17 protein-coding genes and 2 tRNA genes are annotated in these 24,936 nt (G+C 73.5%); 11 read left to right on the top strand and 8 right to left on the bottom strand.

Going from position 1 to position 24,936, the window contains the following annotated elements:
- From AB0O36_RS35880 to AB0O36_RS35870, 3 genes are all read left to right on the top strand, one after another.
- Positions 1–269: VCBS repeat-containing protein (locus tag AB0O36_RS35880; RefSeq protein WP_365117927.1), on the top strand; the 269-nt coding region annotated here is incomplete at its 5' end.
- The gene (locus tag AB0O36_RS35875; protein WP_365117924.1) at positions 269–3,268 is read left to right on the top strand and encodes an FG-GAP-like repeat-containing protein; all 3,000 of its coding nucleotides are present in this window, start codon (positions 269–271) and stop codon (positions 3,266–3,268) included. The genes AB0O36_RS35880 and AB0O36_RS35875, both read left to right, overlap by 1 nt.
- Positions 3,269–3,344: 76 nt before the next feature.
- Positions 3,345–3,417, top strand: a tRNA-Lys gene (locus AB0O36_RS35870).
- A 79-nt stretch (positions 3,418–3,496) separates the two neighbouring features.
- Here the strand turns inward: AB0O36_RS35870 and AB0O36_RS35865 are convergent.
- Positions 3,497–4,078 carry a WHG domain-containing protein gene (locus tag AB0O36_RS35865; protein ID WP_365117944.1) on the bottom strand — a complete coding sequence of 194 codons (582 nt, stop codon included), beginning with the start codon at positions 4,076–4,078 and terminating at the stop codon, positions 3,497–3,499.
- Between the two features lie 96 nt (positions 4,079–4,174).
- On the opposite strand from AB0O36_RS35865, the gene AB0O36_RS35860 reads away from it, so the two are divergent.
- The 4 genes from AB0O36_RS35860 to AB0O36_RS35845 all read left to right on the top strand — a co-directional run bounded on the left by AB0O36_RS35860 (position 4,175) and on the right by AB0O36_RS35845 (position 7,500).
- Positions 4,175–4,663: an FBP domain-containing protein gene (locus AB0O36_RS35860; protein ID WP_365117922.1), complete on the top strand. Its 489-nt coding sequence runs from the start codon at positions 4,175–4,177 to the stop codon at positions 4,661–4,663.
- An 80-nt stretch (positions 4,664–4,743) separates the two neighbouring features.
- Positions 4,744–4,817, top strand: a tRNA-Met gene (locus tag AB0O36_RS35855).
- 177 nt (positions 4,818–4,994) lie between these two features.
- Positions 4,995–6,110, top strand: coding sequence for a PP2C family protein-serine/threonine phosphatase (locus AB0O36_RS35850; RefSeq protein ID WP_365117919.1), 1,116 nt, complete (start codon positions 4,995–4,997; stop codon positions 6,108–6,110).
- A gap of 286 nt (positions 6,111–6,396) precedes the next feature.
- Positions 6,397–7,500 (top strand): M23 family metallopeptidase, encoded by a 1,104-nt coding sequence (locus AB0O36_RS35845; protein WP_365117916.1) that lies wholly within the window; start codon positions 6,397–6,399, stop codon positions 7,498–7,500.
- Here AB0O36_RS35845 and AB0O36_RS35840 read toward each other — a convergent pair.
- The 4 genes from AB0O36_RS35840 to AB0O36_RS35825 form a co-directional block, all read right to left on the bottom strand.
- Entirely contained in the window at positions 7,406–8,662 is a 1,257-nt protein-coding gene (locus AB0O36_RS35840) for a PrsW family intramembrane metalloprotease (RefSeq protein ID WP_365117941.1), read from the bottom strand. The genes AB0O36_RS35845 and AB0O36_RS35840 overlap by 95 nt on opposite strands.
- Positions 8,663–8,831: 169 nt before the next feature.
- A complete protein-coding gene (gene trmB / locus AB0O36_RS35835; RefSeq protein WP_365117938.1) occupies positions 8,832–9,632 on the bottom strand; it encodes a tRNA (guanosine(46)-N7)-methyltransferase TrmB in 801 nt (266 codons plus the stop codon).
- 151 nt (positions 9,633–9,783) lie between these two features.
- Positions 9,784–10,980: an L-2-hydroxyglutarate oxidase gene (gene lhgO, locus AB0O36_RS35830; RefSeq protein WP_365117914.1), complete on the bottom strand. Its 1,197-nt coding sequence runs from the start codon at positions 10,978–10,980 to the stop codon at positions 9,784–9,786.
- A 129-nt stretch (positions 10,981–11,109) separates the two neighbouring features.
- Positions 11,110–12,927: a sporulation protein gene (locus AB0O36_RS35825; RefSeq protein WP_365117911.1), complete on the bottom strand. Its 1,818-nt coding sequence runs from the start codon at positions 12,925–12,927 to the stop codon at positions 11,110–11,112.
- A gap of 597 nt (positions 12,928–13,524) precedes the next feature.
- On the opposite strand from AB0O36_RS35825, the gene AB0O36_RS35820 reads away from it, so the two are divergent.
- Positions 13,525–15,696, top strand: a complete 2,172-nt coding sequence (locus AB0O36_RS35820) for an asparagine synthase-related protein (protein ID WP_365117909.1) — start codon at positions 13,525–13,527, stop codon at positions 15,694–15,696.
- A 97-nt stretch (positions 15,697–15,793) separates the two neighbouring features.
- Here the strand turns inward: AB0O36_RS35820 and AB0O36_RS35815 are convergent, their stop codons facing one another.
- Both AB0O36_RS35815 and AB0O36_RS35810 read right to left on the bottom strand, forming a co-directional pair.
- Positions 15,794–17,851, bottom strand: coding sequence for a sigma-70 family RNA polymerase sigma factor (locus AB0O36_RS35815; RefSeq protein WP_365117906.1), 2,058 nt, complete (start codon positions 17,849–17,851; stop codon positions 15,794–15,796).
- A gap of 270 nt (positions 17,852–18,121) precedes the next feature.
- A complete protein-coding gene (locus AB0O36_RS35810; RefSeq protein WP_365117904.1) occupies positions 18,122–18,883 on the bottom strand; it encodes a helix-turn-helix domain-containing protein in 762 nt (253 codons plus the stop codon).
- A gap of 340 nt (positions 18,884–19,223) precedes the next feature.
- On the opposite strand from AB0O36_RS35810, the gene AB0O36_RS35805 reads away from it, so the two are divergent.
- Positions 19,224–20,630, top strand: coding sequence for an NAD(P)/FAD-dependent oxidoreductase (locus AB0O36_RS35805; RefSeq protein WP_365117901.1), 1,407 nt, complete (start codon positions 19,224–19,226; stop codon positions 20,628–20,630).
- A gap of 200 nt (positions 20,631–20,830) precedes the next feature.
- On the top strand, positions 20,831–22,543 hold the full coding sequence (locus tag AB0O36_RS35800; RefSeq protein WP_365117935.1) for an ATP-binding SpoIIE family protein phosphatase: 1,713 nt from the start codon (positions 20,831–20,833) through the stop codon (positions 22,541–22,543).
- A gap of 112 nt (positions 22,544–22,655) precedes the next feature.
- On the opposite strand, the gene AB0O36_RS35795 is transcribed toward AB0O36_RS35800, so the two are convergent.
- Complete coding sequence (locus AB0O36_RS35795) at positions 22,656–23,936, bottom strand: MFS transporter (protein WP_365117932.1); 1,281 nt, start codon at positions 23,934–23,936, stop codon at positions 22,656–22,658.
- 116 nt (positions 23,937–24,052) lie between these two features.
- On the opposite strand from AB0O36_RS35795, the gene AB0O36_RS35790 reads away from it, so the two are divergent.
- The gene (locus tag AB0O36_RS35790; protein ID WP_365117930.1) at positions 24,053–24,589 is read left to right on the top strand and encodes a MarR family transcriptional regulator; all 537 of its coding nucleotides are present in this window, start codon (positions 24,053–24,055) and stop codon (positions 24,587–24,589) included.
- Positions 24,590–24,936 lie beyond the last annotated feature (347 nt).

The following is a 24,936-nucleotide window of genomic DNA, read 5'->3' as shown; positions in this document are numbered from 1 at the left end:
TCGCCGTGGACGGTGCGAACACCCTGTGGCGCTTCGACGGCGTCGGGAACGGCACCTTCAAGGCCCGGGTCCAGGTCAACGGCGCGGGCTGGGCGGCCGGCCGGGTGCAGCTGATCGGCGTCGGCGACATCAGCGGGGACGCCAAGCCCGACCTGGTCTCCCGCAACGCGGCCGGTGAGCTGCTCCGCAACAACGGCGACGGCAAGGGCGGCCTGCTGGCCACCACGAAGATCGCCACCGGCTTCGGCACTTACAAGGGGGTCTACTGATGAACAGCCGACTGCGTCACACGACGGCTGCCGCCGTGGTGCTCGCCGCGCTGGGAACGGCACTCGTTCCGCTCTCCGCCACCGCCACCGCGGCCCCGGCTGCGAGCCCGGCCGGGACGGCGGAGCTCGTGATCCCGGCCCAGACCCGGGCCAACCCGCACCAGGACAGCGGGGTGGGAACGAACTCCGGCTTCCTGCGCGCCGACCACGAGGCGTACGTATGGACGAAGTACGGGGAGAAGACGGGCACCCGGCTGACGAACCTGCCGAAGGGCGTCGTCCGTGCGGCCGGTGCGGAGACACTCGCCTTCGTCGACACCCGGACGGTGACCTTCCGCGACATGCGGGACGGGTCGACGTCGGTGATCACCCTCCCCGAAGGGCACAGCTTCGTCGGCAACCGGCGAGAACCGGTGGTGTCCGGGGAAGCCGTGCTCACCAAGACCGGGAGCGCGGAGGGGACGAGACTCCACTGGCTCACCCTGGAGAACGGCCGGCTGAAGGACCTGGAGGTCACCGGCCTTCCGGCAGGTGAGGTCAGCGTCTACGGGATCAACACGCACGGAGCCCTGGTGAGCGTCAAGGGCGCATCGCGGTGGGTGGACAGGAGCGGAACCGTCCGTACTGCCCCCTGGGGCACCGTGGTGGGCGACTGGCTCCTCGCTGGGGAGTACGTCCCGGGCGTGGTGAAACTGCAGGCCGTCAAAGCCTGGGACACCAGGGGCTCCCTCGCCGAGCAGGACGCGAAACGCGTCCCCTACGAGAGCACGACCCTCAACTGGAAGATTTACGGCGTGGTGGGCGGCGACCTCCTGATGTCGGAAGGAGGGAAGCTCCAGGCGCTTCCGCTCGACGGCAGCCCGCCCCGGGTGCTCACCGACAAGGAGACGAGCCCTCCGACCGCGGTGCAGGACGGACGTCTGGTCACGGGGCTCAAGGGTCCGGGTACCCAGCGCACCGTCCAGACGGTCGAGCGGGGTGCCGACGGCAGGGCCGTCCTGGTCCAGCGGGCCGATCTTCCGCCGGTGACCGTGGAGATCGGCGGCCTGGCCATGGACAACGGCAGGCTCTACAGCACCGATGCCTACCCCAACCTCCCGGACGTGCCCAAGCTGACCGAGTACTCCCTGCCCGCCGGGGGTGCGCCGCAGACGGGACCGCGCAGGGACCGAGGCCAGATCGTCGGCAACTGCAACCTCTCCGGCACGCAGGAGCGGCGCCCGTGCACCCCGCTCGTACCCGTCGGTGACGGGCGGCTCGTCTACGGGGAAGGGGATCACTTCCTCCACGTCTCGCACCCGAGCGGCAAGAATTTCGGCACGATGTACCTCCCTCCCGCGGTGGGCGGCGTCCAGGCGTCGGGCCGGTTCGTCGCCTACGCGGACCCCAAGGACGCGGTCGGCCCGGTCACGGTCTACGACCTCGACCGGCGCAAGGCCGTGCGCACCCTCCCCGGCTCGGGGACCACGTTCGCGCTGTCGGGGGCCTGGGTGTGGCGGGAGAAGCCCGGCGCCGGCGGTGAGCTGGAGGCCGTGGACGTCCGCGACGGCAAGGTGGTCCGCACGGCGAAGGTGGCCGACTGCGATGTCAAGGTGCTGGAGGCGTGGGCCAGTTCGGTCTACTGGAAGTGCGACGGCGCCTCCGGTGTCTACGACACGGGCACCCGGGCGAACGTGCCGCTGCCCGCGCACAACACCGCCCGCCTGGGCGACGGCTTCGTGGCCTGGGAGAAGGACGGGTCAGTGAAGATCACCGACCTGCGCGGAGCCACGGGAACCCGGGACATCGGCAAGCCCGCCAACCCCGTGCCGGGCACCGGCTGGACCGTGGACAGGTATTCCGGCCGGATCGCCTGGCGCGACGCGGCCCATGCCATCCACGTGGTCAATGCGGCGGTCGCCGGCAGCAGCATCGCAGCGATCGACCGCGACACCCCGGGCTCCTTCGACCCGGTGGTCGGCACCAAGACCTGGTCGGGTGCCTGGTTCCTGAACAAGACCGCCTCTTCCTGGACGCTGACGATCAGGGAGAAGACCGGCGGCGCGGTGGTCCGCACGATCACCGGTGGCGAGGCGCGCGCCACCGTTCGTACGACCTGGGACGGCAAGGACGGCGCGGGCCGACTGGTGCCGAACGGCGCCTACGCATGGACGCTGAGCGGAAAGCCGGCGGACGGACAGGGCCCCGACCTGAATTCCACCGGCGTGCTCAACGTCATCGACGCCGGTGGCCCCCGACGCGACTTCCTCGGCAAGGACGGACACGGGGACCTGGTCTCGCTGGACGAGAAGAACAGGCTCGGCTTCCACCGGAGCCCCGGATACCCCGGCTTCGAAGTCCCCCAGACGAGCCCCGGCTGGCCGAGCACCTCGACCTTCGTCCCGTTCGGCGACCTGAACGGCGACGGGTGCGGCGACATCCTGGTCCGCAACGCGGCCGGTGAGCTCCGCTCCTACCACCCGGCGTGCGGCACGATCGTCACCACGTCCACCCCGTCGAAGCCGCTCGGCACGGGCTGGGGCCAGTACGACGTCCTGACCTTCCCCGGTGACGTCACCGGGGACCGCCGTCCCGACCTGGTCGCGCGGCAGGCGAGCACCGGTGACCTCTACCTGTACGCGGCCGACGGCGCGGGTGCGTTCAAGCCGCGCGTGAAGCTCGCCGGGAACTTCAAGCAGTACCCGCAGCTCTTCGGCACGGGCGACGTCAACCGTGACGGATCGGGCGACCTGATGGCCGTGGACGGCGCGAACACCCTGTGGCGGTTCGACGGAGCCGGGAACGGCACCTTCAAGCCCCGGGTCCAGGTCAACGGGACCGGGTGGGCCAACGGACGCACCCTCTTCATCGGCGTGGGCGACCTCAATGGCGACCTCATCCCGGATCTGGTGTCCCGCAATGCCAAGGGCGAGCTGTTCTTCAACAAGGGGAACGGCTCGGGCGGCTTGCTGGCCACCGGAAAGATCGCGGCCCAGCTCGGTTCGCGCAAACTCTTCTGACACACCTGCCGCCCGTCGGCCGATACCCAATCGGCTGACGGGCGGTGTCCGGCTATGCTCTGGGGAGAGCACGCCAGGGCCATTAGCTCAATTGGCAGAGCAGTGGACTTTTAATCCATTGGTTGTCGGTTCGAGTCCGACATGGCCTACCGCTCGCACAGCGCCCCGACCGGGATCCGGTCGGGGCGCTGTCGCGTTCGGGCCGTCGCGTTCGTGCGGCCGTGGTGTTCAGGCGCGGGCGTGCCGGGGCCAGTTGGCCAGGGTGGTGTGCAGGGCCTCCAGCACGGCCGGCCAGGAGGCGTCGGGGGAGCGGGCCGCCCGGAAGGCCGCCGCGGCCTCCAGGGCGGCGAAGCCGTGCAGGGTGCTGCGGAGCAGGCGGACCGCGTCGGTGAGGTCCGGTTCGGCGAGGTCGTACGCGCGGAAGAGGGCGTACGTGTACTCGATCATGAGGCGGTGGCCCGGGGACGCGGCGGTGATCTCCGGGGCGAGCGGGAACTGGGTGGCGGCGTAGCGGCCCGGGTGCTGTACGGCGTAGTCGCGGTAGGCGGTGGCGAACCCGGCCAGGGCGTCCCGGCCCGAGCGGCCGGCCAGGGCGGCGCCGAGGCGGTCGGCGAACTCGGCCGCGCAGCGGACGGCGAGCCGCTCCCGCAGGTCCTGGAGGCCGCGGACGTGGGAGTAGAGGCTGGCGTCCCTGACGCCGAAGTGCCGGGCGAGCGCCGAGACGCTGATCCGGTCGAATCCGGCGGAGTCCGCCAGCTCGGCCGTCGCCTCGACGATGCGGTCGGGTGTGAGTCCGGCCCGTGCGGCCATGGACACCTCGCTTCCTCGGAGGAATCTTCCCGAGGGAATCTTCCTTGGGTCATTAATCAATTGCCTAGGGGTCCTAGGAAGCCTAGCGTGGTGGTCATGAAGGCACTGACCGAGACCGAGATCCGCAGCTCGTTCGTCAACTGTTCCAAGGGCGAGGCGGCCCGCCTGCCCATGCCCAGGGACCTGGCCGAGCGTCCCTGGGAGGATCTGGACTTCCTGGGCTGGCGCGATCTGTCCGCGCCCGACCGCAGCTATCTCGTCACCGAGCACGAGGGCCGGCTCATCGGCCTCACGCTCCGCTTCCCCTCGGTCAAGCGCGGTTTCCTGCACCGCAGCATGTGCACCCTCTGCCTGACCACCCACCCCGGCAGCGGGGTCTCGCTGATGACCGCCCGCAAGAGCGGCAAGGAGGGGCGCGAGGGGAACTCGGTCGGCATCTACCTCTGCACCGACATGGCCTGCTCCCTCTACGTGCGCGGGAAGAAGCAGCCGGAGCCGGGCGGCCGGTTCGAGGAGTCGCTGACGGTGGAGCAGCAGATCGAGCGGATGACCCGGAACCTGGCCGGTTTCCTGGCCAAGCTGTAGTGCCGGAGGCCCGCGCGGCCGGACCCGGAGGTTAATTGGCGACGAGTGCCTCCCGGATGGCGTAAGCTTGTGTTCACCGACGCGGGGTGGAGCAGCTCGGTAGCTCGCTGGGCTCATAACCCAGAGGTCGCAGGTTCAAATCCTGTCCCCGCTACTCAGTACGAGGCCCGGATCCGGATGCGTGAGCATCAGGATCCGGGCCTTCGTCGTTCCCGGGTGTTCCCGGGTGTTCCAGCACCTTCGCCGTTCCCGTGATCACTCGTTCGGATCCCGTCCGGTCGCCGCCGGGCCTCCCGCGGCCCCAGCCTTGACCGAGTGATGGGAGGAGACCGTGGCGGGTGGTGACGCCGGAGCCGGGGCCGGGAGCCGGCCGGTGCGGCGGCTGGTCCGCGTGCTCCCCGCCCTGCTGATCGTGCTCGGGCTGCTCTTCGACCTGCTGTCCCCGCCCAGCTACACCGGATCGCCGTTCTTCTCCGCCGCCCCACTGGTCGCCGCCCCCCTCTTCTCCCTGCGCGCGACCGTCCTGACCGGGGTGCTCGCCTGTGCCGCCGTGCTCGGCCTCCACCTGTACTACGGCGACCCCTGGGCAGTGGAGTCCCTCACCGACCTGGCCACCGTGGCCACCGTCTCCGCGCTGGCGGTCCTGATCAACCGGGTGGTCCGGCGGAGCGGAGAGCGGCTCGCCTCCGCCCGCGGGATCGCCGAGGTCGCGCAGCGGGCGCTGCTGCCCGTGCCGCCCGGGCGCCTCGGCGGGCTGTGGATCGCCGCCCGTTACGAGGCCGCCGAGGCCGACGCGTTCATCGGCGGGGACCTGTACGCCGTCCAGGAGACCCCGTACGGCGTGCGCCTGGCGGTGGGCGACGTACGCGGAAAGGGGCTGGGCGCGGTGGAGGCCGTGTCCGTGGTGCTCGGCGCGTTCCGGGAGGCGGCCGAACAGGAGCCCGCTCTGGAGGGGGTGGCCCGGCGGCTGGAGCGGGCGCTGGCCCGGGAGGGCACCCGGCGGAACTCGCTGGACGCGGTGGAGGGGTTCACGACCTGTGTGCTGGCCGAGATCCCGCACGGGGCGGCCGTGCTGCGGACGGTGAACCGGGGCCATCCCGAACCGCTGCTGCTGTGTCCGGGCGGGGAGGTGCGGCGGCTGGCGCCGGACGAGCCGGCGCTGCCGCTGGGCATGGGGGAGCTGGGGGGATGGCCCGACCGGGCCGGTGAGTGGGAGTTCCCGGCCGGGGCCACGCTGCTGCTCTACACCGACGGACTGACCGAGGCGCGGGATCCCCGGGGCTCCTTCTACGACCCTGAGGCGCGGATGCGCGGGCGGACCTTCCCCGGGCCGGAGGAACTGCTGGGCGCCCTCAGTGCGGACGTACGGCGGCACACGCGCCGCGGGGCGACGGACGACATGGCGCTGCTGGCGGTCACCCGGGACGACGGAAGCCCACCACGGTGAGTAGTCGCAGGAGTGCTCTCCGGCACCACGCCTGATGGCGCGTCATATGCTGTTCATGGCCGGGAACATATCGAAGATCGAGGCTGAATGCCCTGATTCCATCCGCGTATGGGCGGAATGTTCCCGTCAAATCGCGTCAGGGCGTGGCTGATTGCCGAGAACGATCAATCGCGACAGCTTGGAATCATGCACCCGTGTCTATTACCGTTCGATAACGCAGCGCGGTCGTCCCAACCGTCGCATCAGGCGGCACCGTGCGCGTGCGCGCCGGAAGGAGTGCATCCCGGTGGAAGGCAACGAGAACCCCGAGCAGCCCTCCGCCGGTGCCTGGGGCGAATGGAACCCCACCGAGGACTCCGCCCGTCCGGTCCGCGGTCGCCACCGGGTGAACCGCCAGCGTGGCGGACTGGCCCGCAGCTCCACCGTTCTGGGCGTCGGTGTGATCGCCGCAGTCGGCGCGAGCGGCATCGCCACCGCCCAGGACCGCCCCCAGGTCGCGATATCCGTGCCCTCGCTGGACGCCGTCGGCGAAGCGGCGGGCGACATGGCCGGCGAGATGGCCGGCGAGGTCGCCCACATGGCCGACCGGGCCGGCCTCCGGGACGCGGGCGAGGGCGCCGGCACAGGTGGCACGGACCACGGCGGTCGACAGGCCGGGCCCGCACCGTTCATCCCGCGGCAGGCCGACGGCGCCGCCGACCGGCTCGCCGGGTCCGGCGCCGACGCGGGCGAAGCCCTCCGCCACCGCATACTCCAGCAGGCCGAGTCCCAGCACGACGCCGCCGCGGCCGCCGAACTCCTCGCCGCCGAGCGCGCCGCCCAGGACGCCGCCGCCGCGGAGGCGAAGGCCAAGCAGGAGGCCGCGCAGAAGGCGGCGGACGAGGCCGCCCGCAAGACGGCAGAGGAAGCGGCCAGGAAGGCCGCCGACGAGGCCGCCCGGAAGGCCGCCGAGGAGAAGGCCGAGGCCGAGCAGGCCGCGAAACCGGCCGCCGGCTCCTACTCCCTGCCGACCTCCTCCTACACGCTCACCTCGCACTACGGCGACTCCGGCTCCATGTGGTCCTCCGGGCACCACACCGGCCTCGACTTCGCCGCGCCGACCGGCACCCCGGTCAAGGCGGTGCACGGCGGCAAGATCGTCTCGGCGGGATGGTCCGGCGCCTACGGCTACCGGATCGTGCTCGAACTCGCGGACGGCACCCAGATCTGGTACTGCCACCTCTCCTCGATGTCCGTGACCTCCGGCCCGGTGACCACCGGCCAGACCATCGGCCGGGTCGGCGCGACCGGCAACGTCACCGGCGCCCATCTCCACCTGGAAGTGCGCACGGCCGGGGGGTCGCTGACGGATCCGCTCTCCTGGCTGGAGGCCAGGGGCCTGAACGTCTAGCGACGGGCAGCACCACGGGCCGGACGGGCGGCCGGCCGGGCTCCTCCGCCGGCACCAGTTCCTCCAGCACCGCCGCCCGGACCAGCGCCGGACCGGCCACCGGCCGGTGCAGCCACATCCGCTCCAGCAACTCCCGCTCACGCTCGGCGAATTCCGGCACCCGTCCCGGACCTCCGCGGCGTGCGCGGTGCCGCAGCAGCGCCAGCTCCGCCGCGTCCGCCTGGTAGACGGCCACCGCCCGTCCCGCCGTACGGCCGCCCGCCCGCCGGGCCAGCGCGCGGGCCAGGGACCGGGCCGGCATCGAGGCCAGCGCGGGGATCTCGGCGCGAGCCAGCCAGCCGGCTCCCGCGTACACCGCCAACTCGCTGCCCACGGTGCGCAGCCGGCGTCGGCGGGCGCACAGGGCCACCCAGGCCAGCAGCCCGAACGCCGGGACCATCACGGAGCCGTACACCACGTAGAAGCCGTACTCGCCCAGCTCGGAGGAGCTGTTCCAGAGCGCGTGCACACCCATCGCGAGCGCCAGGCCGGCCAGGGGGAGCCCCACCCGCCCCCACCGGCGCGTGCACAGGGCGGCCGCGCCGAAGCCGATGCCGGTGAGCACCGTGAACAGCGGGTGCGCGAACGGCGACAGCATGATCCGCACGAAGAAGGTCGCGGCGGTCAGCGAGTCCAGCACGCCGATGCCGCTGCCGAGGTCCTCGCCGAAGGCATTGCCCAGGTAGAGGATGTTCTCCGTGAAGGCGAAGCCGGTCGCGGTGAACCCGGCGAGCACGATCCCGTCCGCGACGCCGCACAGCCGCTGTCTCCGGAACAGGAACACCAGCAGCAGGGCCGCGGCCTTCGCGGACTCCTCCACCACCGGGGCGATCGCGATCGAGCCGAGCTGGTCGGCGTCGGAGGGGTCGGTGGTGGCGCCGGCTATCCACTCCGTCGCGAAGCTGTTGGCCAGTATGGCGATCAGCGCCGCGGCGCAGGCACCCCAGCCGAACGCGTACAGCAGGTACGGCCAGGGGCCGGGCGTGACCCGGCCCAGCCACCGGAACGCCGCCATGAGCACCGGCACCGGCAGCAGGGCGAGACCCAGCCCGACGAAGAAGCCGGGGGTGCCGGTCTCCTCCCGGACCAGTTCCAGGATGGCCGCCCCGGAAACGGCGAGCAGGCCGAGGAACGCGCACGTACGGACCGTGCCCGACGGGCGCGCGAGAACCTCGCGGACGGCACGCAGGGCGCGGACCGCCGCGCCGCCCAGCGCTCGGACCTCCACGCCATCACAGTAACGAGCGGCTCTGACACGTGCGGTGACGAGCCGTGGGATTCCCCGGTCGGGGTCAGTTCCCGTCGTTCGGGATGCGCCGGAAGAGCAGGTCGTGTACGAGGTGCCCCTTGTCGAGGCCCTGTCCCTCGAAACGGGTCAGGGGTCGGAACGCCGGACGCGGTGCGAAGCCGCCGTCCTCCTGCGTGTTCTCGAAGTCCGGGTGGGCGCTGAGCACTTCGAGCATCTGCTCGGCGTACGGCTCCCAGTCCGTGGCGCAGTGCAGCACGGCACCGGGCGCCAGGCGGGTCGCGGCGAGCGAGAGGAACTCGGGCTGGATCAGCCGTCGCTTGTGGTGCCGCTTCTTGGGCCACGGGTCCGGGAAGTAGACCCGCATCCCGGCGAGGGAGTCCGGCCGCAGCATCTCGCGGAGCAGGATGATCGCGTCCCCGTTGGCGACGCGGACGTTGGTGAGCCCGTTCCGCTCGGCGAGGGCCAGCAGGTTGCCCTGGCCGGGGGTGTGCACGTCGGCCGCCAGGACGCCGGTATCCGGGTCGTCGGCGGCCATCTGGGCGGTGGCCTCGCCCATGCCGAAGCCGATCTCCAGCACCACGGGCAGCCCGTCGAACAGTTCTTCGAGGTCGATGACCGAGCGGCCGTCGATGTCCAGTCCCCAGGTGGTCCAGAGCCGCCGCAGGGCGTCCTCCTGCCCGGTGGTCACCCGGCTGCGCCGCGGCTGGAAGCTGCGGATCCGCCGCTCGTGGTGCGATCCGGCCGGGTCGGGCGCGGGCCCCTCCGGCCCGAACCGCGACTCGGTCCGCCAGCGGGGCGGCGTGTACGGGGGCGCCTCGGGCGCCTCGACGGGAAGGTCGGCGATGTCGACGTCCGCGACGCGGTTCGACTGCTCCACGCCGGCGGCGCTGGGCTGGGGGTTCAGGGACTCAGACACAGTGCGTCGATTCTACGTTCCGCCCTACGAGACGGCGCGCCCTGCACACCACCCCCCGTACAGGCGGGGGACCACCGCCTCAGCCCCGCATCGCGCCGAGCACCCTCCGGGCGACTTCGCGCCCGATCGGCAGCGAAGCGGTAGCCGCAGGCGAAGGCGCATTCAGCACATGCACCGTCCGTGGCGCCTCCCGGATCAGGAAGTCGTCCACCAGCGTCCCGTCCCGCAGCACCGCCTGCGCCCGCACCCCCGCCACCGCCGGCCGCAGATCCGCCTCCTCGACCCCCGGCAGCAGCCTGCGCACCGCCTCGGTGAAGGCCCGCTTCGACAGCGAGCGGTGGATCTCCCCGGCGCCGTACCGCCAGTGCCGCCGCGCCATCGCCCACGTACCCGGCCAGGCCACCTCGGAGGCCACGTCGCGCGGCCGGACCACCGACCAGCCGTACCCCTCGCGGGCCAGCGCCGGCACCGCGTTCGGTCCGACGTGCACACCGCCGCCGATGCCCCGGGTGAGGTGCACCCCCAGGAAGGGGAACGCCGGGTCGGGCACCGGATAGACGAGTCCCCGCACCAGCGAGGGCCGCGCCAGGTCGTAGTACTCGCCCCGGAACGGCAGGATCCGCATGCCCGGCTCGTCACCGGCCAGCCGGGCCACCCGGTCGCACTGCAGCCCCGCGCAGTTCACCAGCGCCTTCGCCCGTACGACCAGGCCCGACGAGGTGCGCACCGCGACCGCCGAGGGACGCCGGGAGATCAGCTCCACCCGTTCCCCGTAGAGCACGTCCGCCCCCGAGGCTTCGCCGAGCTGTGCGGCCACCCGCCCGTAGTCCACGATGCCGGTGGTGCCGACGTGGATCGCGGCCAGGCCGCGGACCTCCGGCTCGTACTCCGCGATCTGGGCCGGGCCCAGCTCCCGCACCGGGATGCCGTTCTCCCGGCCGCGCTGGACCAGCGCGTGCAGCCGGGGCAGCTCCGACCGCTCCGTCGCGACGATCAGCTTCCCGGTCACCTCGTGCGGAATGTCGTGCTCCGCGCAGAACTTGACCATTTCCGCCGCGCCGCGCACCGCGAACCGGGCCTTGAGCGAGCCCGGACGGTAGTAGATCCCGCTGTGGATCACACCGCTGTTGCGGCCGGTCTGGTGGCGGGCCGGGCCCGCCTCCTTCTCCAGCACCACCACGCGCGTGCCGGGCGCGAGCCGCGACAGGGCGTGCGCGGTCGACAGGCCGACGATCCCGCCGCCGATCACCAGCACATCGCAGTCCAGGCTGCCCACTCGCGCCACCTCCCACCCCTGATACTGCACCGTGCCACCGACAGCCGAGCGCCGGGGCACCACGAAGCAGGCGAAAACCGGCCCCCCCGCCGGGTCCCCGACCGCCCCGGCGCCCTCCCCGCCCGCCCGTCAGGCGGGCGTGACCAGGAGCGGCCGGGCCCGCTCGCGCAGCTCGGCGACCCGCGGCTCGTCCCCGTACGGCTCCAGCCGGTGCAGCAGGTCCCGTACGTACTCGGTGGTGCGGGCCGACGAGATCCGTCCCGCGACCTCCACCGCCCGGGTGCCCGCCGCGCAGGCCGCGTCCAGGTTGCCGGACTCCAGCTCCGCGACGGCGCTGACCACCAGGCGCAGCCCGTGCGAGCGCACGTACTCCTCCGTCGGCCGGGACAGGGCCTGCTCGGTGAACCGTCGCACCTGCCGGGGCAGTTTCAGATCCCGGTAGCATTCCGCCGCATCCGCGGCGAACCGGTCGTACGAGTAGAAGCCCAGCCAGCTCGGGTCGGGGTCGCCCTCGCGCGCCCGCTCCAGCCAGCCCTCCGCCGCCCGCAGCGCCGACCCGGCCGCCTGCGAGTCGCCCGCCTTGGCGTGCGCCCGCGCCTCCACCAGCCGGAAGAAGCTCATGGTGCGGGCGGTGGCCAGGCCGCGGTTCCGCTCCACGGCGGCCTGCGCCAGGTCCACGCCCTCGTCCGCGAAGTCCCGGTAGGTGGCCTGCAGGGACATCGACGCCAGTACGTATCCGCCCAGCGGTACGTCGGCGGCGGCGCGGGCCAGGCGCAGTGCCTGGATGTAGTAGCGCTGGGCCGCCTCCTGCTGTCCGGTGTCGAAGGCCATCCATCCGGCCAGCCGGGTCAGTTCGGCGGTGGCGCCGAACAAGGCCCGGCCCACCTCGTCGCTGTAGGAGCCGAGCAGCAGCGGTGCCGCGTCCACCCGCAGGCACTCCGGAACCATCGACGAACGCCAGTCCCCGCCGCCGTACTTGGAGTCCCAGCGCCGGGCGTCCTCGGCGGCCTCGCGCAGCTTGGCCACGTCGCTGTGGCCGACCCGTTGCGGTGTCGCGTCCGACAGCGGCAGCGCCGGGCCGCCGCGCGTTTCGGGGCGCGGCTGCGAGGGCACAACGGAGGTCGGCGACAGCGCGGGCGACGGCGGTGGCGATGTGGACACGGCAACAGCAGCGGCGGCAGCGGCGGCGACACGGGCAGCGGTGGGAGCGGGCGCCTGCGCGGCGTCCCGCCCGGACGCCTGCCGGGTCCCCCGGAGCGGCCGCCCTGCCCGCGCGGCCTGTGCGGGGACCGGTCCGGCCGCGGACCCGACTGCGGATCCGGCTGCCGATCCGGTCGCGGATCCGGCTGCCGTCGGTCCGTCCGCCGCAGGACCTGCGGGCCCGCCCGCCGGCGCCGCGGCGCCTGTGGCCGCGGGTGCGGCGGTGGATGCGGCCGCTGGTGCGGCGGCGCCCGGCCCAGGCGGTGGTGCGGCCTCCCGCGCCACCGAGCTGTCCGCCGGCGATATCAGCCACCGCGAAGTCGGCACCGCGTACGCCGACACCGAGAAGGACCCCGCGAGGGACTGCCAGATCCCGCCACCGCCGCGCCGGCCCACCAGATCCAGCCGGTACAGATCGGTGGCCGAGCGCACGGCCGCCCCCACGTCGCGCGGGAAGCCCAGACCCACCTCGGGCGCCGGATCGGCATCGGCCAGCCCGATCTCGTGCAGCGGCACCGGACGCCCCAGCTTGGCGCCGATCGCGGCCGCGATCAGATGCGGGGCGGCGCCCTGGGGCACCATGCCCTTCGACACCCACCGGGCCACCGAGGTCTTGTCGTAGCGGAGCGTCAGACCCCGTTGCGCGCCGAGGTCGTTGACCCGCCGGGCCAGCCCCGCGTTGCTGATGCCGGCGAGGGCGAGGACGGCGCCGAGTTTCTCGTTGGGCTCGCGGAGCTCCCTGGACATGCGCCACCCCTCGTCACGCGGAACGCACCACACAAGCCGGCCGCCGGGCATAGGCGCCCGGCATTCGTAAACCCAGCGTAGTTCGCCGCATGCCAAGCGTTAAGGGCCTGCCTTCCCTATGGCGGGATTGTTGTCCGTGCGTGCGGACGCGCGCCGTCCGAGCGCCGGGGGCGCACGCCCGTACCCGTGCTCCGGCCGTGTGGCCGTGCGCCCGGCCGTGCGCTCTGGCCCGGCCGGGAGCCCGGCGATTCGATGTGCGGTGCGTGGGTCGGCCCGCTGCGCGGATCGGGTGGGCCGGGGGACACCGCCGCCTCAATCCCCGCGGGTGGCGGACCGGTCCGGGAGGTGGGCCGCGCCTCCCGGACCGCGCCCCGCGCGCCGTCTTACGGCCAACCCCCGGCCGTCGCAGGCCCGAAGAATGGCCGAAAACCAACTGTGGTGCGTGCCGGGATTACGGTCACGCAGCGTCAAATGCGGCATGAACGGCGCGCGTTCCCCCATCTGTGCGCCCCCTTTGCCGACCCTTGTGCGCCTCTCTCGTGGCAGCATGGACCCCGTCCCACAGGTGCCCACGATGCTGGTAGCGGGGAGGCGGCGATGCGCTGGTTGGTGGGGTGGAGCAGTATCGCCGCGAGTTTCGGCACGGCCGGTCGCGTGACCGGCGCCGCCCACGACGGCGTGCTCCGCGGGGGCCTGGCCGACGCCGCCCATCCCGACGACCCGGCCGAGGACGCCGAACGGACCGTCCACCCCGTCGGCGCCCAGCTGCTCTGGGGCGACCCCGACCCGCTGTGGGCGGTCGGGGACTGGCGTGCCGACGAGGTGCGCACCGTCACCGCCGACCCCGCCGACCCCTTCACCCGGCTCGCCGTGCTCGGCTGCTGCGGCGCCGACGACGAGGAACTCCGCCGCGCCCTCTACACCGCCCGCGGCGGCGCCCTGCGCCACCTGACCTCCTGGCCCGGCAGCCACACCGTCGTGGTGCAGGCCGGCCGGCGGATCACCGTCCTGGGCGACCTGGCCGGTGCCAGACCCGTGTTCTACACGCCCTGGGCGGGCGGTACGGCGTACGCCACGGCCGCGCTGCCGCTCGCCGACCTGATCGAGGCACAGCTCGACATCGGCCACCTCGCGGCCCTGCTGGCCTGCCCGGAGAGCCCCGAGGCACTGGGCGACGGCACCCCCTACTCCGGGGTCCGGCGGATCCCGCCCGGCCACGCCCTGATCCTGCGCGAGGGCTCCCGGGAGATCACCGGGTACGAGCCGGTCGCCTCCCTCGCCGTGGCCGCGCCCGAACTCGAGGCGGGTCCCGCGGTGGAGGGCGTACGGGAGGCATTGGTGGATGCGGTGCGCGCCCGGCTCACGGCGCCGAGGCATGCTCCCGACACCCTGCCGTACGACCCCGGACCGGTCCCCGGGATGGGCCCGGAGGACCGGCGGGCGGCCCGCGGCATGCCCGCGCCCGTCCCCGGCATCGGCGCCGACCTCTCCGGCGGCAGCGCCTCCGCCACCCTCGCGCTGCTCGCCGCCGGCCTCCCGGGCGCGCCCGGCACCGTCCTCGGCCACCGGGCCACCGCCGCGGGCCAACGGCTGCTGGCCGTCACCTTCAACGACCTGGCCACCCCGCAGGGCCGGGAGCCGGAACTGGAACGGGCCCGCGCGATCGCCGCCGACCCGCGCCTGCACCACGTGGTGGTCGCCGCCTCCGACGACGCCCTGCCCTACGCCGACCTCGACGGCCCGCTCACCGACGAGCCCGGCCCCGGACTGGTCGTGGCCGCCCGCGAACGGCGCCGTCTGGCGGCCGGCTCGGCCGACCACCTCGTCGGCCACGGCGCCCGCCAGGTCCTCGACGGGCACCCGGCCCGGCTGGCCGACCTGCTGATGGACCGCCGCCGCCGGCCCCTCCTCCGCCCCGTGGCCGCACTGGCCCGCTCGGCCGCGGCGGAGGGCACCTCGCTGCTGGTCCCGCTCACCGTCTACTCGGCGGCCCGCCGCCTGGCCCGTACGCCGTACCGCGCGGGTGTCGAGGAGGTGGCGGGACGGCTTCGCGACGGTCGGCTGCCGACCGTCCCGGACGGGCCGGTGAACGCCTCACTCTCCGCCCTGGCCTGGTGCCGGCCCGGCCCGGCGGCGCGCTGGCTCACCGGGGAGGCGCTGGCGGAGGTGTCGATCCGGCTCAGTGCGGCGGCCGGCCGGCCACCCCTCTCGCTCCGCCCCGGCGAGGCGCGCGCCCGCTCGGTGCTCGCCCGGCATGCGGCGGACCACCGCGTCTTCGAACAGGCCGCCGAGGTCCGCAGCCAGCGCCTGCACGCGCCCTTCCTGGACAACCAGGTGGTCCGGGCCGCCCGTGCCCTACCCGAATCCCTCCGTGTTCAGCCGGGTGCCCGGGCGACGATCCTGCGCGAGATCCTCTCGGGCGCGGGCATCCGCGAACTCCCGCCCGGCTGGGGCGCGGCCACCCACACCCCCAACGAACGGGCCACCCGCCTCGGCCTGCGCGCCGCCCTCCCCGACCTCCTGCTCCTCTTCTCCTCCCCCTACCTCGCCGACGCCGGCCTGATCGACGCGCGCGTCGTCCAGCAGGCCCTCGCCGACGCGGCGGACGGCCACCCGGTCCCGCTGGACGGGCTGGCCGACCTGGTTTCCATGGAGCTCTGGCTACGGCGCCTCCTGGCCCGCCGCGGCACCTGCTGGACCGGCACCTCCACCCCCCGCCGCCGCGCCGTCCCCACGGGCGTCCCCCTCCGCCGCCCGGCCCTCTCCTGACGACAGCTCCGCCCGGGCCCCGCCCGCGCCGAGCCCGGCAGCCGTACGCCTGCCCGCACCTTGGCGGAGCCGGCGCCCGTGCCCCCGGCGGAGCCGGTCAGCAGGTGAGGACCGCGTCCGCCCAGGCGACGAGCATCGGTCCCGCCCCACGCACCGGTTCCGCCACCAGTCGGACCCGTTCCGCCCCCGCCAGCCCGACCCGGACCGGCACCGTGCCGTCACCATCGCCGACCGGCGCCGAGCGCCAGACCCGTCTGCCGTCCGCGTAGACGGAGAAACGGACCGAGCCCGCCCCCTTCGGCAGCGACAGCCCGTCCACACCCACCCGCGCGGAGAACGCCGTGCACTGCCGGTTGAGCCGGATCTCCACCCGGGACCTGGAGTTGACCGTGATGCCCTGCTCGAAGCGCTGTCCGCCGACCCGCAGCCCCCACCGCTGCCAGACCCAGCTGCTGCGCCAGGCGTCGAGCTCGGGCCGGTCGTGGCCGCCGAGCACCGCGTACCCGAGGCGCGCCAGCTGGTAGTCCGCCGACGGCCGGGGAGCCGGCGGCGGGGTGGGCGCCGGAGGCGGCGTGGGCTCCGGCGGTGCCGGCCGGGGCTTCGGTGCCTGCGAGCGCGGCGGAGCCGGGCTGGGCCGGACCGCCGGGCGGGACGGCCGCTCGGCCCGCCGCTCCGGCGGCCCGGGCACCGCCGCCCTCGCCGAAGGCTCGGGAGAGGGAGAAGGGGAAGGGGAAGGGGGCGGGGGCGGAGGGGGTGCGGGCGGCGCCGGGGTGTCCGGGACCGCGGGGGCCACCGCGCTCGGCGCCGGCCTCGCCCCCGCCTGCGGCTCCGCTTCGTCCCCGGCCAGGGCGAACACCACCCCGGCGGCGGCCGCCACCGCGATCCCGGCCGCGAGCGCCGCCTTTACGGGCAGCCCGAGGCCTTCGGAGGCCGCTGCGGCCCCGACGCCGGACCCACCGGCCGCCCCCGACCCGCCGGCCGCACCCGCAGTCGCGCCCGCACCGGTCCCGGCAGCCGCGCCGGCGCCCGCACCGGCAGTCGCGCCCGCACCACCCGCAGCCGAGCCGGTCGCGGCCGCCGCCGCGCCCGCGCCGCCCGCGGCGACCGCGCCCCCGGCCACCACCCCGGCGGCCTTGGCGGCGTACCCCGCCGCGAACCACCCGATGACCACGACCGGAAGCAGCGCGGGAATGCCCGCGTTGACGTCCTTCAGCTCGCCGGCGGCCAGCCGGCACCTCGCACACTCCTCCAGGTGCTTGCGCAGTCCCCGCTCCGCGCGCATCCGCAGCCCGCCCCGGGCGAACGCGCCCAGCCGGTCCGCGTACTGCGCGCACTCCCCGCCCGCGCTGAGCGCCGTACTGACGTGCGCCTGCAGGTACGCCTGCTTCAGCCCCTCCCGGGCCCGGCCGGCCAGCACCGCCGTCGCGTTCGCGGTCAGCCCGAACAGCGGCGCGATCGAGCTGGGTGACGCCTCCTCGACGGTGGTGTGCCACAGCACGGCCTGCCACCGCTCCGGCAGGCTCCGGAACGCCTGCATGGCCAGGGACTGCTCGGCCTCGTGCATGGCCCGGACCTCGGCGCCCAGTTCCAGGGTGTCCTCGCCGGACAGCCCGGTCGCGCCCCCGGTACCGGCCGCGCCCGCGGCCGCCTGCTCCGCGAAGACGGCGAAGTCCTCGACGAGCTGCTCCCGCCTGGCGGTCTTCGTCCACGCCGCGGCGACCCGGCGGACCGTGGTGAGCAGGTACGCCCGCACCGCCTGGTCCGGGCCGGCCCCGCCGCGCACCGCCTGCAGGGTCCGCGCGAACACCTCCGCCGTGAGGTCCTCCGCGGTGTGCCCGTCCCGGCAGCAGGTCCGCGCGTACCGCCGTACGGAATCGGAGTGCCGGCGGAACAGCTCCTCGTACGCGCCGTCGTCGCCACCGCGCACCCGGGCGATCAGGTCACCGTCGGACGGCGGCAGCGCGGCAGCCGCCGCCCCGCCTCCGTGCTCCCGCTGCGCCGGAACCTGCCGTGCGGGCAGACCGACAGTCCCCGCACCGGAACCGGCACCGGCACCAACGCCGGAACCGGCACCGGCACCACTGTCGAGCCCCGTATCGAGCCCGGCGTCGGCCCCGGCGCCACCGTGTGGTTCGTTCCGACCGTCAACGCCCATCGCGGAAGCCCTCGTACGACACGCTCAACCGGTACACGCCGGAAAGCGTGGCACACGGGGGCTGCGCCCCGGACCCCTCTCCGCGCCTTCCACCCGTCCGGGCCGCGCGGGGCGAACAGCCCCACGGCTCCTCACCCGTTCGAGCGGTCGGTCGTTCGAGGGATCCGGCGCGTCTCCACCGCTCCCACACGCACGGGTGACCCGGGTCGCGCTGCCCGGACCATCACGTGCACCGTCAGAGCCGACAGAGCCCTCAGCGCCGTAAGGCCGTCAGGCCGTCCGCGAGCGCAGGCCCTCCAGCAGGATGTCCAGCAGCCGGGACGAGGCCGCTGCCTGCTGGGCCGGGTCCGGCAGGGCCGGCGCGGCGGTCGCGATCACCAGCAGCACATCGGCCACCGTGACATCGGTCCGCAGTTCACCCGCGGCCCGCGCCCGCTCCACCAGCTTGCCGACCACCTCCAGCAGCGCCCCGGCACCCGCGTCCTCGGCGGGCTCGCCCGGCGCGGCCGGCCGTGAGCCGACGACCCGCAGCTCGGACTGCTGCCGCTGCTGCGGCACCCGGGCGTCCTCCGGCGCCGCCACGGCCGCGCCCTCCTCCTCGGACCCCGAGCCGACCCGCAGCACCTGCGGCGGCAGCAGCCGGCCGGCACCCGAGGCCACGGAGGTCCGCAGGAACCGGGACAGCGCCTGCCAGGGCTCCTCCTCCTGGCCCAGCGCGGCCCGCGCCTGCTCCGTCAGCCGTGCGGTCTCCTCCTCGGCTATCCGCCGGACCAGCACGTCCTTGCTCGGGAAGCGCCGGTACACGGTGCCGACGCCCACCCGGGCCCGGCGTGCGACGTCCTCCATCGGGGCCCCGTACCCCAGCTCCCCGAAGACCTCACGTGCTGCGCGCAGCACGTGCTCCAGATTGCGCTGCGCGTCCACGCGCAGCGGGGTGGAACGGCCCACGCCGTGGGTGGTACCGCCCGCGATCACGCGGCTGCCCCCGTCCGAGAGCGCCGTCGCAGAACCATGAAAATCGGAAATATGCATATGTTTCCCCCGGTAATCATTTGTCTCCCCCCGGAGACACTCCCCGCCTTCGTGTCGAGTGGGCCGTGGTCATCGAGGCCCCGCCCAACCGCTCGACGAGTTACGAACATAGTTGAGCCAGAGTCAATTCAGAAGGGGGAGCCCCGTACGGACCACCGCCCGATCGGAGCATTCACCCCCACTTTTCCGATTCCGCCCTCCGGAACCGATCCTTCCGGTGCCCCTGACCTGCACTCCTTGCACCCCCCGGAGCCCTTCCGGCAACACCGCCCCACACCCTCCCCCGGTCACACGATTCGACGGGCCTGTGGACAAACTCCCGGCCACGATGCGTCATGGGATGGTGAAGGCTGCTAACTCCCGGGGCGCGGCCCCCGGTAACCCGCCCCGTACGCGCATCCTCGTCGTCGGCGGCGGCTACGTCGGCATGTACACGGCCCTGCGGCTCCAGAAGAAGCTCAGAGCCGGCGAGGCCGAGATCACAGTGGTCACCCCCGAGCCCTACATGACCTACCAGCCCTTCCTCCCCGAAGCAGCGGCCGGCTCCATCTCCCCCCGGCACGTGGTCGTCCCCCTCCGGCGCCTCCTGGACACATGCCGCATCGTCAGCGGAGAAGCCCGCAGCATCGACCACGCCAAGCGCACGGCCACCATCCACACCCTCTCCACCGACGAGGAGGGCGCGGGCCCGCTCCACCTGGAGTACGACGAACTGGTCCTCGCGCCCGGGTCCATCTCCCGCACCCTCCCCATCCCCGGCCTCGCCGACTACGCCATCGGCTTCAAGACCGTCGAGGAGGCCATCGGCCTGCGGAACCACGTCATCGAGCAGATGGACATCGCCTCCTCCACCCGCGACCCCGCCATCCGCGACGCCGCCCTCACCTTCGTCTTCGTCGGCGGCGGCTACGCCGGCGTCGAAGCCCTGGGCGAACTGGAGGACATGGCCCGCTTCGCCGCGCGGTACTACCACAACATCAAGCCCGAGGACATGAAGTGGGTGCTCGTCGAGGCGAGCGACCACATCCTCCCCGAGGTCGGCCCCGAACTCGGCAGGTACACGGTCCGGGAGCTCCGCCGCCGCAACATCGACGTACGCCTGGAGACCCGCCTCGACTCCTGCGAGAACCGCGTCGCCGTGCTCAGCGACGGCAGCCGCTTCCCGACCCGCACCGTCGTCTGGACCGCCGGCGTCAAACCGCACCCCGTGCTCGCCGCCACCGACCTGCCCAGGAACGAACGCGGCCGGCTCGTCTGCACCGCCTTCCTCACCGTGGAAGGCGTCGAGCACGCCTGGGCCGCCGGCGACGCCGCAGCCGTCCCCGACATCACCGCCGACGAACCGGGCCGCGAATGCGCCCCCAACGCCCAGCACGCCGTACGCCAGGCCAAGGCCCTCGCCGACAACCTGCTCGCCTCCCTCCGCGGCGAAGTCCTCACCGAGTACGCCCACAAGTACGCGGGCTCCGTCGCCTCCCTCGGCCTGCACAAGGGCGTCGCCCACATCTACGGCCGCAAGCTCAAGGGCTACCCGGCCTGGCTGATGCACCGCACCTACCACCTCAGCCGGGTCCCCACCTTCAACCGCAAGATGCGCGTCCTCGCCGAATGGACCCTCGCCGGCCTGTTCAAACGCGAGATCGTGTCCCTCGGGTCCCTCGAACACCCCCGCGCCGAATTCGAACTCGCGGCGGGCATCCGCCACCACGGGCCCCGCCCACACCTCCAGAAGCCGGGCGAGGGCTGACGCCGCCAGTGCGGTCGGCCACACTGGACGTGTGACCATAGGTGTGCCCACACCTGCGCAGAGTGACCACGGCGTGACGGCGCGCCATGCCGCCACACCCTCCCGCTCCAGGCTCCGCCCGAGCGGGGGACCCCACCGCCCAGCGACCGTCCCCCTGAACAACACAGCGACCACGAGCGACACCACGAGGCTTGAACGCAGTGAACTTCACGCGCTGGAGCGCCCGGTTTCCCGGAACGCAGCGCCGCGCCGCCGCCCGGACCGAACACGCCGCCGCCCAGGCCAAACGAGGCGAAGGCTCCGTCCCCGCTGCCCGCGTCTCCGCGCCGGACGGCCGTCCCGCCGACCCCACCGTCTCCGGCACCGGCACCGGCAGCCCGTTCGCCGCGGTGCCCTCCCCCGACGAGCTCTCCGTACGCGAGGTCCTCGGCCGGCTCCCGGCCCTCGTCGCCCTCGTCCACGGACCCGACCACCGCGTCGCCTACCTCAACGACGCCTACACCGCCGGCTTCGGCTCCCGCCCCGTGGGCGCCCCTGCTGCCGAGGCCCTCCCCGAACTCGGCGAACTCGGCCTGCTCCCGCTCCTCGACCAGGTGCAGCGCAGCGGCAGGCCCCGTACCGCCAAGAACCGCACCGCCCCCGGCGGCGGCAACTCCTACACCGTCACCTGCACCCCCGTCGCCTACCCCGGCCCCGGCGGCACCGGCGTGATGATCCACCTCGCCGACGTCACCGACCACGCCGAGGCCGTCGACCGGCTCCGCGCCAGCGAAGCCCGCCAGCGCGAGGCCGCCGTCACCCTCCAGCGCTCCCTGCTCCCGCAGGAACTGGAACAGCCCGACGACCTGCGCATCGCCGCGACCTACCAGCCCGGCGGCACCGAGGCCGCCGTCGGCGGCGACTGGTACGACGTCATCACCCTCGGCGCCGGCCGCACCGCCCTCGTCATCGGCGACGTCATGGGCCGCGGCGTCCGCGCCGCCGCCGTCATGGGCCAGCTCCGCACGGCCGTCCGCGCGTACGCCCGCCTCGACCTGCCGCCCCACGAGGTGCTCCAGCTCCTCGACGGACTCGCCGCCGAGATCGACGCCAGCCAGATCGCCACCTGCGTCTACGCCGTCCACGACCCCAACGAGGGCCTCCTCGCCTACGCCTCCGCCGGCCACCTGCCCATCCTGGTCCGCGACGAGGACGGCACCGTACGCCGCGCCGCCGACCCGACCGGCCCCCCGCTGGGCACCGGCGGCTGGCTGCACTCCTCCGGCACCATCGCCCTCGGCCCCGGCTCCACCGCCGTCCTCTACACGGACGGCCTGGTCGAGCGCCGCGGCGAGGACATCGACGAGGGCGTCGCCGCCCTGGCCCGCGCCCTCTCCGGAGCCCAGGGCACCCCGCAGGTCATCTGCGACCGCCTGATGCGCGCCCTCGGCGTGGACGCCGACCACGACGACGACGTGGCCGTCCTGGTCCTCCAGCACCCCACCCGCACCGGTCCCGACGCCGAGCTGTTCCACAACGCCGCCCTCGAACTCCTCGGCGGCGTCGAGGCGGCCCCGCGCGCCCGCGCCTTCGCCCAGGGCGTCCTGGCCTCCTGGCGCTTCCCGGTCGAGCTCTGCGACCTCGGCGTCCTGGCGGCCAGCGAACTCGTCGCGAACTCCCTCCAGCACGGCACCCCGCCGATGCGGCTGCGCCTGCGGCGCACCGACCGCCGCCTGATCGTGGAGGTCACCGACGGGGACGACCACCTCCCGCGGCGGCGCCGCGCCGAACCGGGGGACGAGACCGGCCGCGGCATCTCGATCATCGCGACCATCGCCTCCTCCTGGGGCTCCCGCCGCACCCCGGGCGGCGGCAAGGCCGTCTGGTGCGAGTTCGCCCTCCCCGACCGGGACAAGGACCAGGGCCAGGGCTAGGGCCAGGGACGCGCAGGGAATGCGAGAAGCGTGCGGGGCCCACTCCCGAAGGGGAGGGGCCCCGCACGCTTCTCTTCTCTTCACCTGTTCCGCGCCGCCGTCCGCTCCGGCCCTACGCCGCGACCGGCTCGGCCTCCGCGCGCCGTACGGCCGGAGCCTGCGCGGCCCGCACCGACCACGGGTGGTCCTGCGCGGCCGTCAGCTGCTTCCCGAGCCGCAGGCCCAGCCAGGCGATGCCCAGCGAGACGGCCACGAAGATCCCGATGTAGAGCATCGGCAGTCCGGCACCCAGCGGCACGCCCAGCGGGCCGAGTGCCAGCGCCATCTGCTTCACCAGGGCGAAGGCGGAGTTGTACTGCCCGACCGAGCCCTCCGGAGCCAGGTCCGCGACCAGCGGCGCCAGGGTCGGCGACAGCATCGCCTCGCCGATGCCGAAGAGCGCGTACGTCGTGATGAACGCGGCGGCGGCCATCACGGCGCTGCCGTGCCCGAGGCCGGCGAACCCGGCGATCACCCAGGCGACCGTCCAGATCAGGCCGACCAGCGCGATGACCCGGGACCGGCGGCGCTTCTCCACCAGCTTCAGCACGACGAACTGGGCGACCACGATCGCGCCCGTGTTGGCGGCCAGCGCGAAACCGAGGGTGGAGGGGGAGATCCCGGCCGCCTCGGTGCCGAACGCCGCCAGACCCGACTCGAACTGTCCGTAGCAGGCGAAGAACAGCACGAACCCGAGCACGCACAGCTGCACCATCGCCCCGTGCTTCAGCAGCCGCTTCCATCCGCTGCCCCCGGACCGGGCCGGGTCCTTGGGGAGCGCGTCCTTGATCGCGGGCGCGTGCGGCATCTTCACGGAGAGGATGACGCCGGCCAGCACCAGGAACATCACGGCCTCGATGCCGAAGAGCAGGGTGAAGCTGCCGGGGCGGTTCTCGTCGACGATCTGGCCGCCGATGAGACCGCCGATGCCCAGGCCCAGGTTCTGCATGAAGAACTGGAGCGCGAAGGCCCGGGTCCGGGTGGCCGGGGTGGAGCACCACACGATCATCGTGGCCAGCGCGGGCTGCATCACGGCCTGACCGGCACCCAGCGCGAGGGCGGACAGCAGGATCGGCAGCACGCCCGTCGCCAGCCCGAGGGACAGCGCGCCCACCGAGGCGGCGACCGCGGCACCGATCACCACCGGGACCGGACCGCGGCGGTCGATGACGCGACCGGTGAAGGGGAGCGCGACGAGCGCACCGAGCGCGAAGGCGATGAACGCGCCGGTCGCCCACATGGAGCCCAGATCCCGCACCTGCGCCACATAGATGTAGAGGAACGGAACCGTGAAGCCGATGCCGAACGCCGTCAGCGCGTTGCCGGCCTGGATCCGCCGCAGCGCAGCGCCCATCACCTTGGTCACTTCTCACCCACTCTTAGAGCTGAAGACTTCATACCTAAAGTTCGATGGTTAAGAGTACATACCGAAGGAGTTCGATGCCAATGGGGCGTGCCATACTCGTCGCCATGGGTGAGACCCCCGACGGCGCTGCGGCCGTCAACGAGCCGACCATCGACGAGCAGATCGCCGCCTACCAGCGCGAGTTCCAGGACCTCGACCCCCAGGTCGAGAAGGTCGTGTCGGGGCTGAGCCGGCTGAACCGGCGGATGAACGTCGCGTACGGCCGCCAGACCTCGGCCCTGGGCATCAGCAACGCCGAGTGGGAGGTCCTCAAGGCCCTCGTCCTGGCCGGCGCCCCGTACCGGATGGGCCCGAGCGAACTGGCGAAGCAGCTGGGACTGACCCCGGCGGCCATGACCCACCGGATCGACCGGATGACGGCCGAGGGCCTGGTCACCCGGGAGAGGGACGAGTCCAACCGAGTCCGCGTGATCGTGGAGCTCACCCGGGACGGCCGGAGCAAGTGGCTCGACGCCATGCGCATGGCCTCGGTCTTCGAGGAGGACCTGCTCCAGGACCTCTCCACGGCCGAACGGGCCCTGCTGGGCGACATCCTGACCCGCCTGCTGGACCGGGTGGAGGCCCTCCAGACCCGGGGTTGACACGCCCCAGGTGGATCCGTAAAGTACTCCGAGTTGCCGCGGGGCCGTAACGGTTCTTCGACAACACATCCCGCCGCCTCGTAGCGGCAACCCAACTCAGCACGATCCCCGACAGGGAACGAATTCGGCATGTCCGAATTCATTTCCGAGGCCCGATTATGAGCCGCCAGGGAAATCCACTAGAGTTCGGGAGTCGAAAGGGCCCAACAGCCCGGAAGACAAACCCCGCTGACTGGGAGTCAGGCCCGAAAGGATCTGATAGAGTCGGAAACGCAAGAACGAAGGAAGCGCCCGGAGGAAAGCCCGAGAGGGTAAGTACAAAGGAAGCGTCCGCACCTTGAGAACTC

This window comes from Streptomyces sp. NPDC089799, assembly GCF_040684755.1.
Lineage (GTDB): Bacteria > Actinomycetota > Actinomycetes > Streptomycetales > Streptomycetaceae > Streptomyces.
Note: the sequence above shows the minus strand (reverse complement) of the source record. Positions and strands in the feature narration are given on the sequence as shown.

Coding starts and splice junctions, on each gene's coding strand:
- AB0O36_RS35875 (WP_365117924.1), top strand. CDS start 269: ATGAACAGCCGACTGCGTCACACGACGGCTGCCGCCGTGGTGCTCGCC.
- AB0O36_RS35865 (WP_365117944.1), bottom strand. CDS start 4,078: ATGGCCGCACGGGCCGGACTCACACCCGACCGCATCGTCGAGGCGACG.
- AB0O36_RS35860 (WP_365117922.1), top strand. CDS start 4,175: ATGAAGGCACTGACCGAGACCGAGATCCGCAGCTCGTTCGTCAACTGT.
- AB0O36_RS35825 (WP_365117911.1), bottom strand. CDS start 12,927: ATGTCCAGGGAGCTCCGCGAGCCCAACGAGAAACTCGGCGCCGTCCTC.
- AB0O36_RS35820 (WP_365117909.1), top strand. CDS start 13,525: ATGCGCTGGTTGGTGGGGTGGAGCAGTATCGCCGCGAGTTTCGGCACG.
- AB0O36_RS35815 (WP_365117906.1), bottom strand. CDS start 17,851: ATGGGCGTTGACGGTCGGAACGAACCACACGGTGGCGCCGGGGCCGAC.
- AB0O36_RS35810 (WP_365117904.1), bottom strand. CDS start 18,883: ATGCATATTTCCGATTTTCATGGTTCTGCGACGGCGCTCTCGGACGGG.
- AB0O36_RS35805 (WP_365117901.1), top strand. CDS start 19,224: ATGGTGAAGGCTGCTAACTCCCGGGGCGCGGCCCCCGGTAACCCGCCC.
- AB0O36_RS35795 (WP_365117932.1), bottom strand. CDS start 23,936: ATGGGCGCTGCGCTGCGGCGGATCCAGGCCGGCAACGCGCTGACGGCG.
- AB0O36_RS35790 (WP_365117930.1), top strand. CDS start 24,053: ATGGGTGAGACCCCCGACGGCGCTGCGGCCGTCAACGAGCCGACCATC.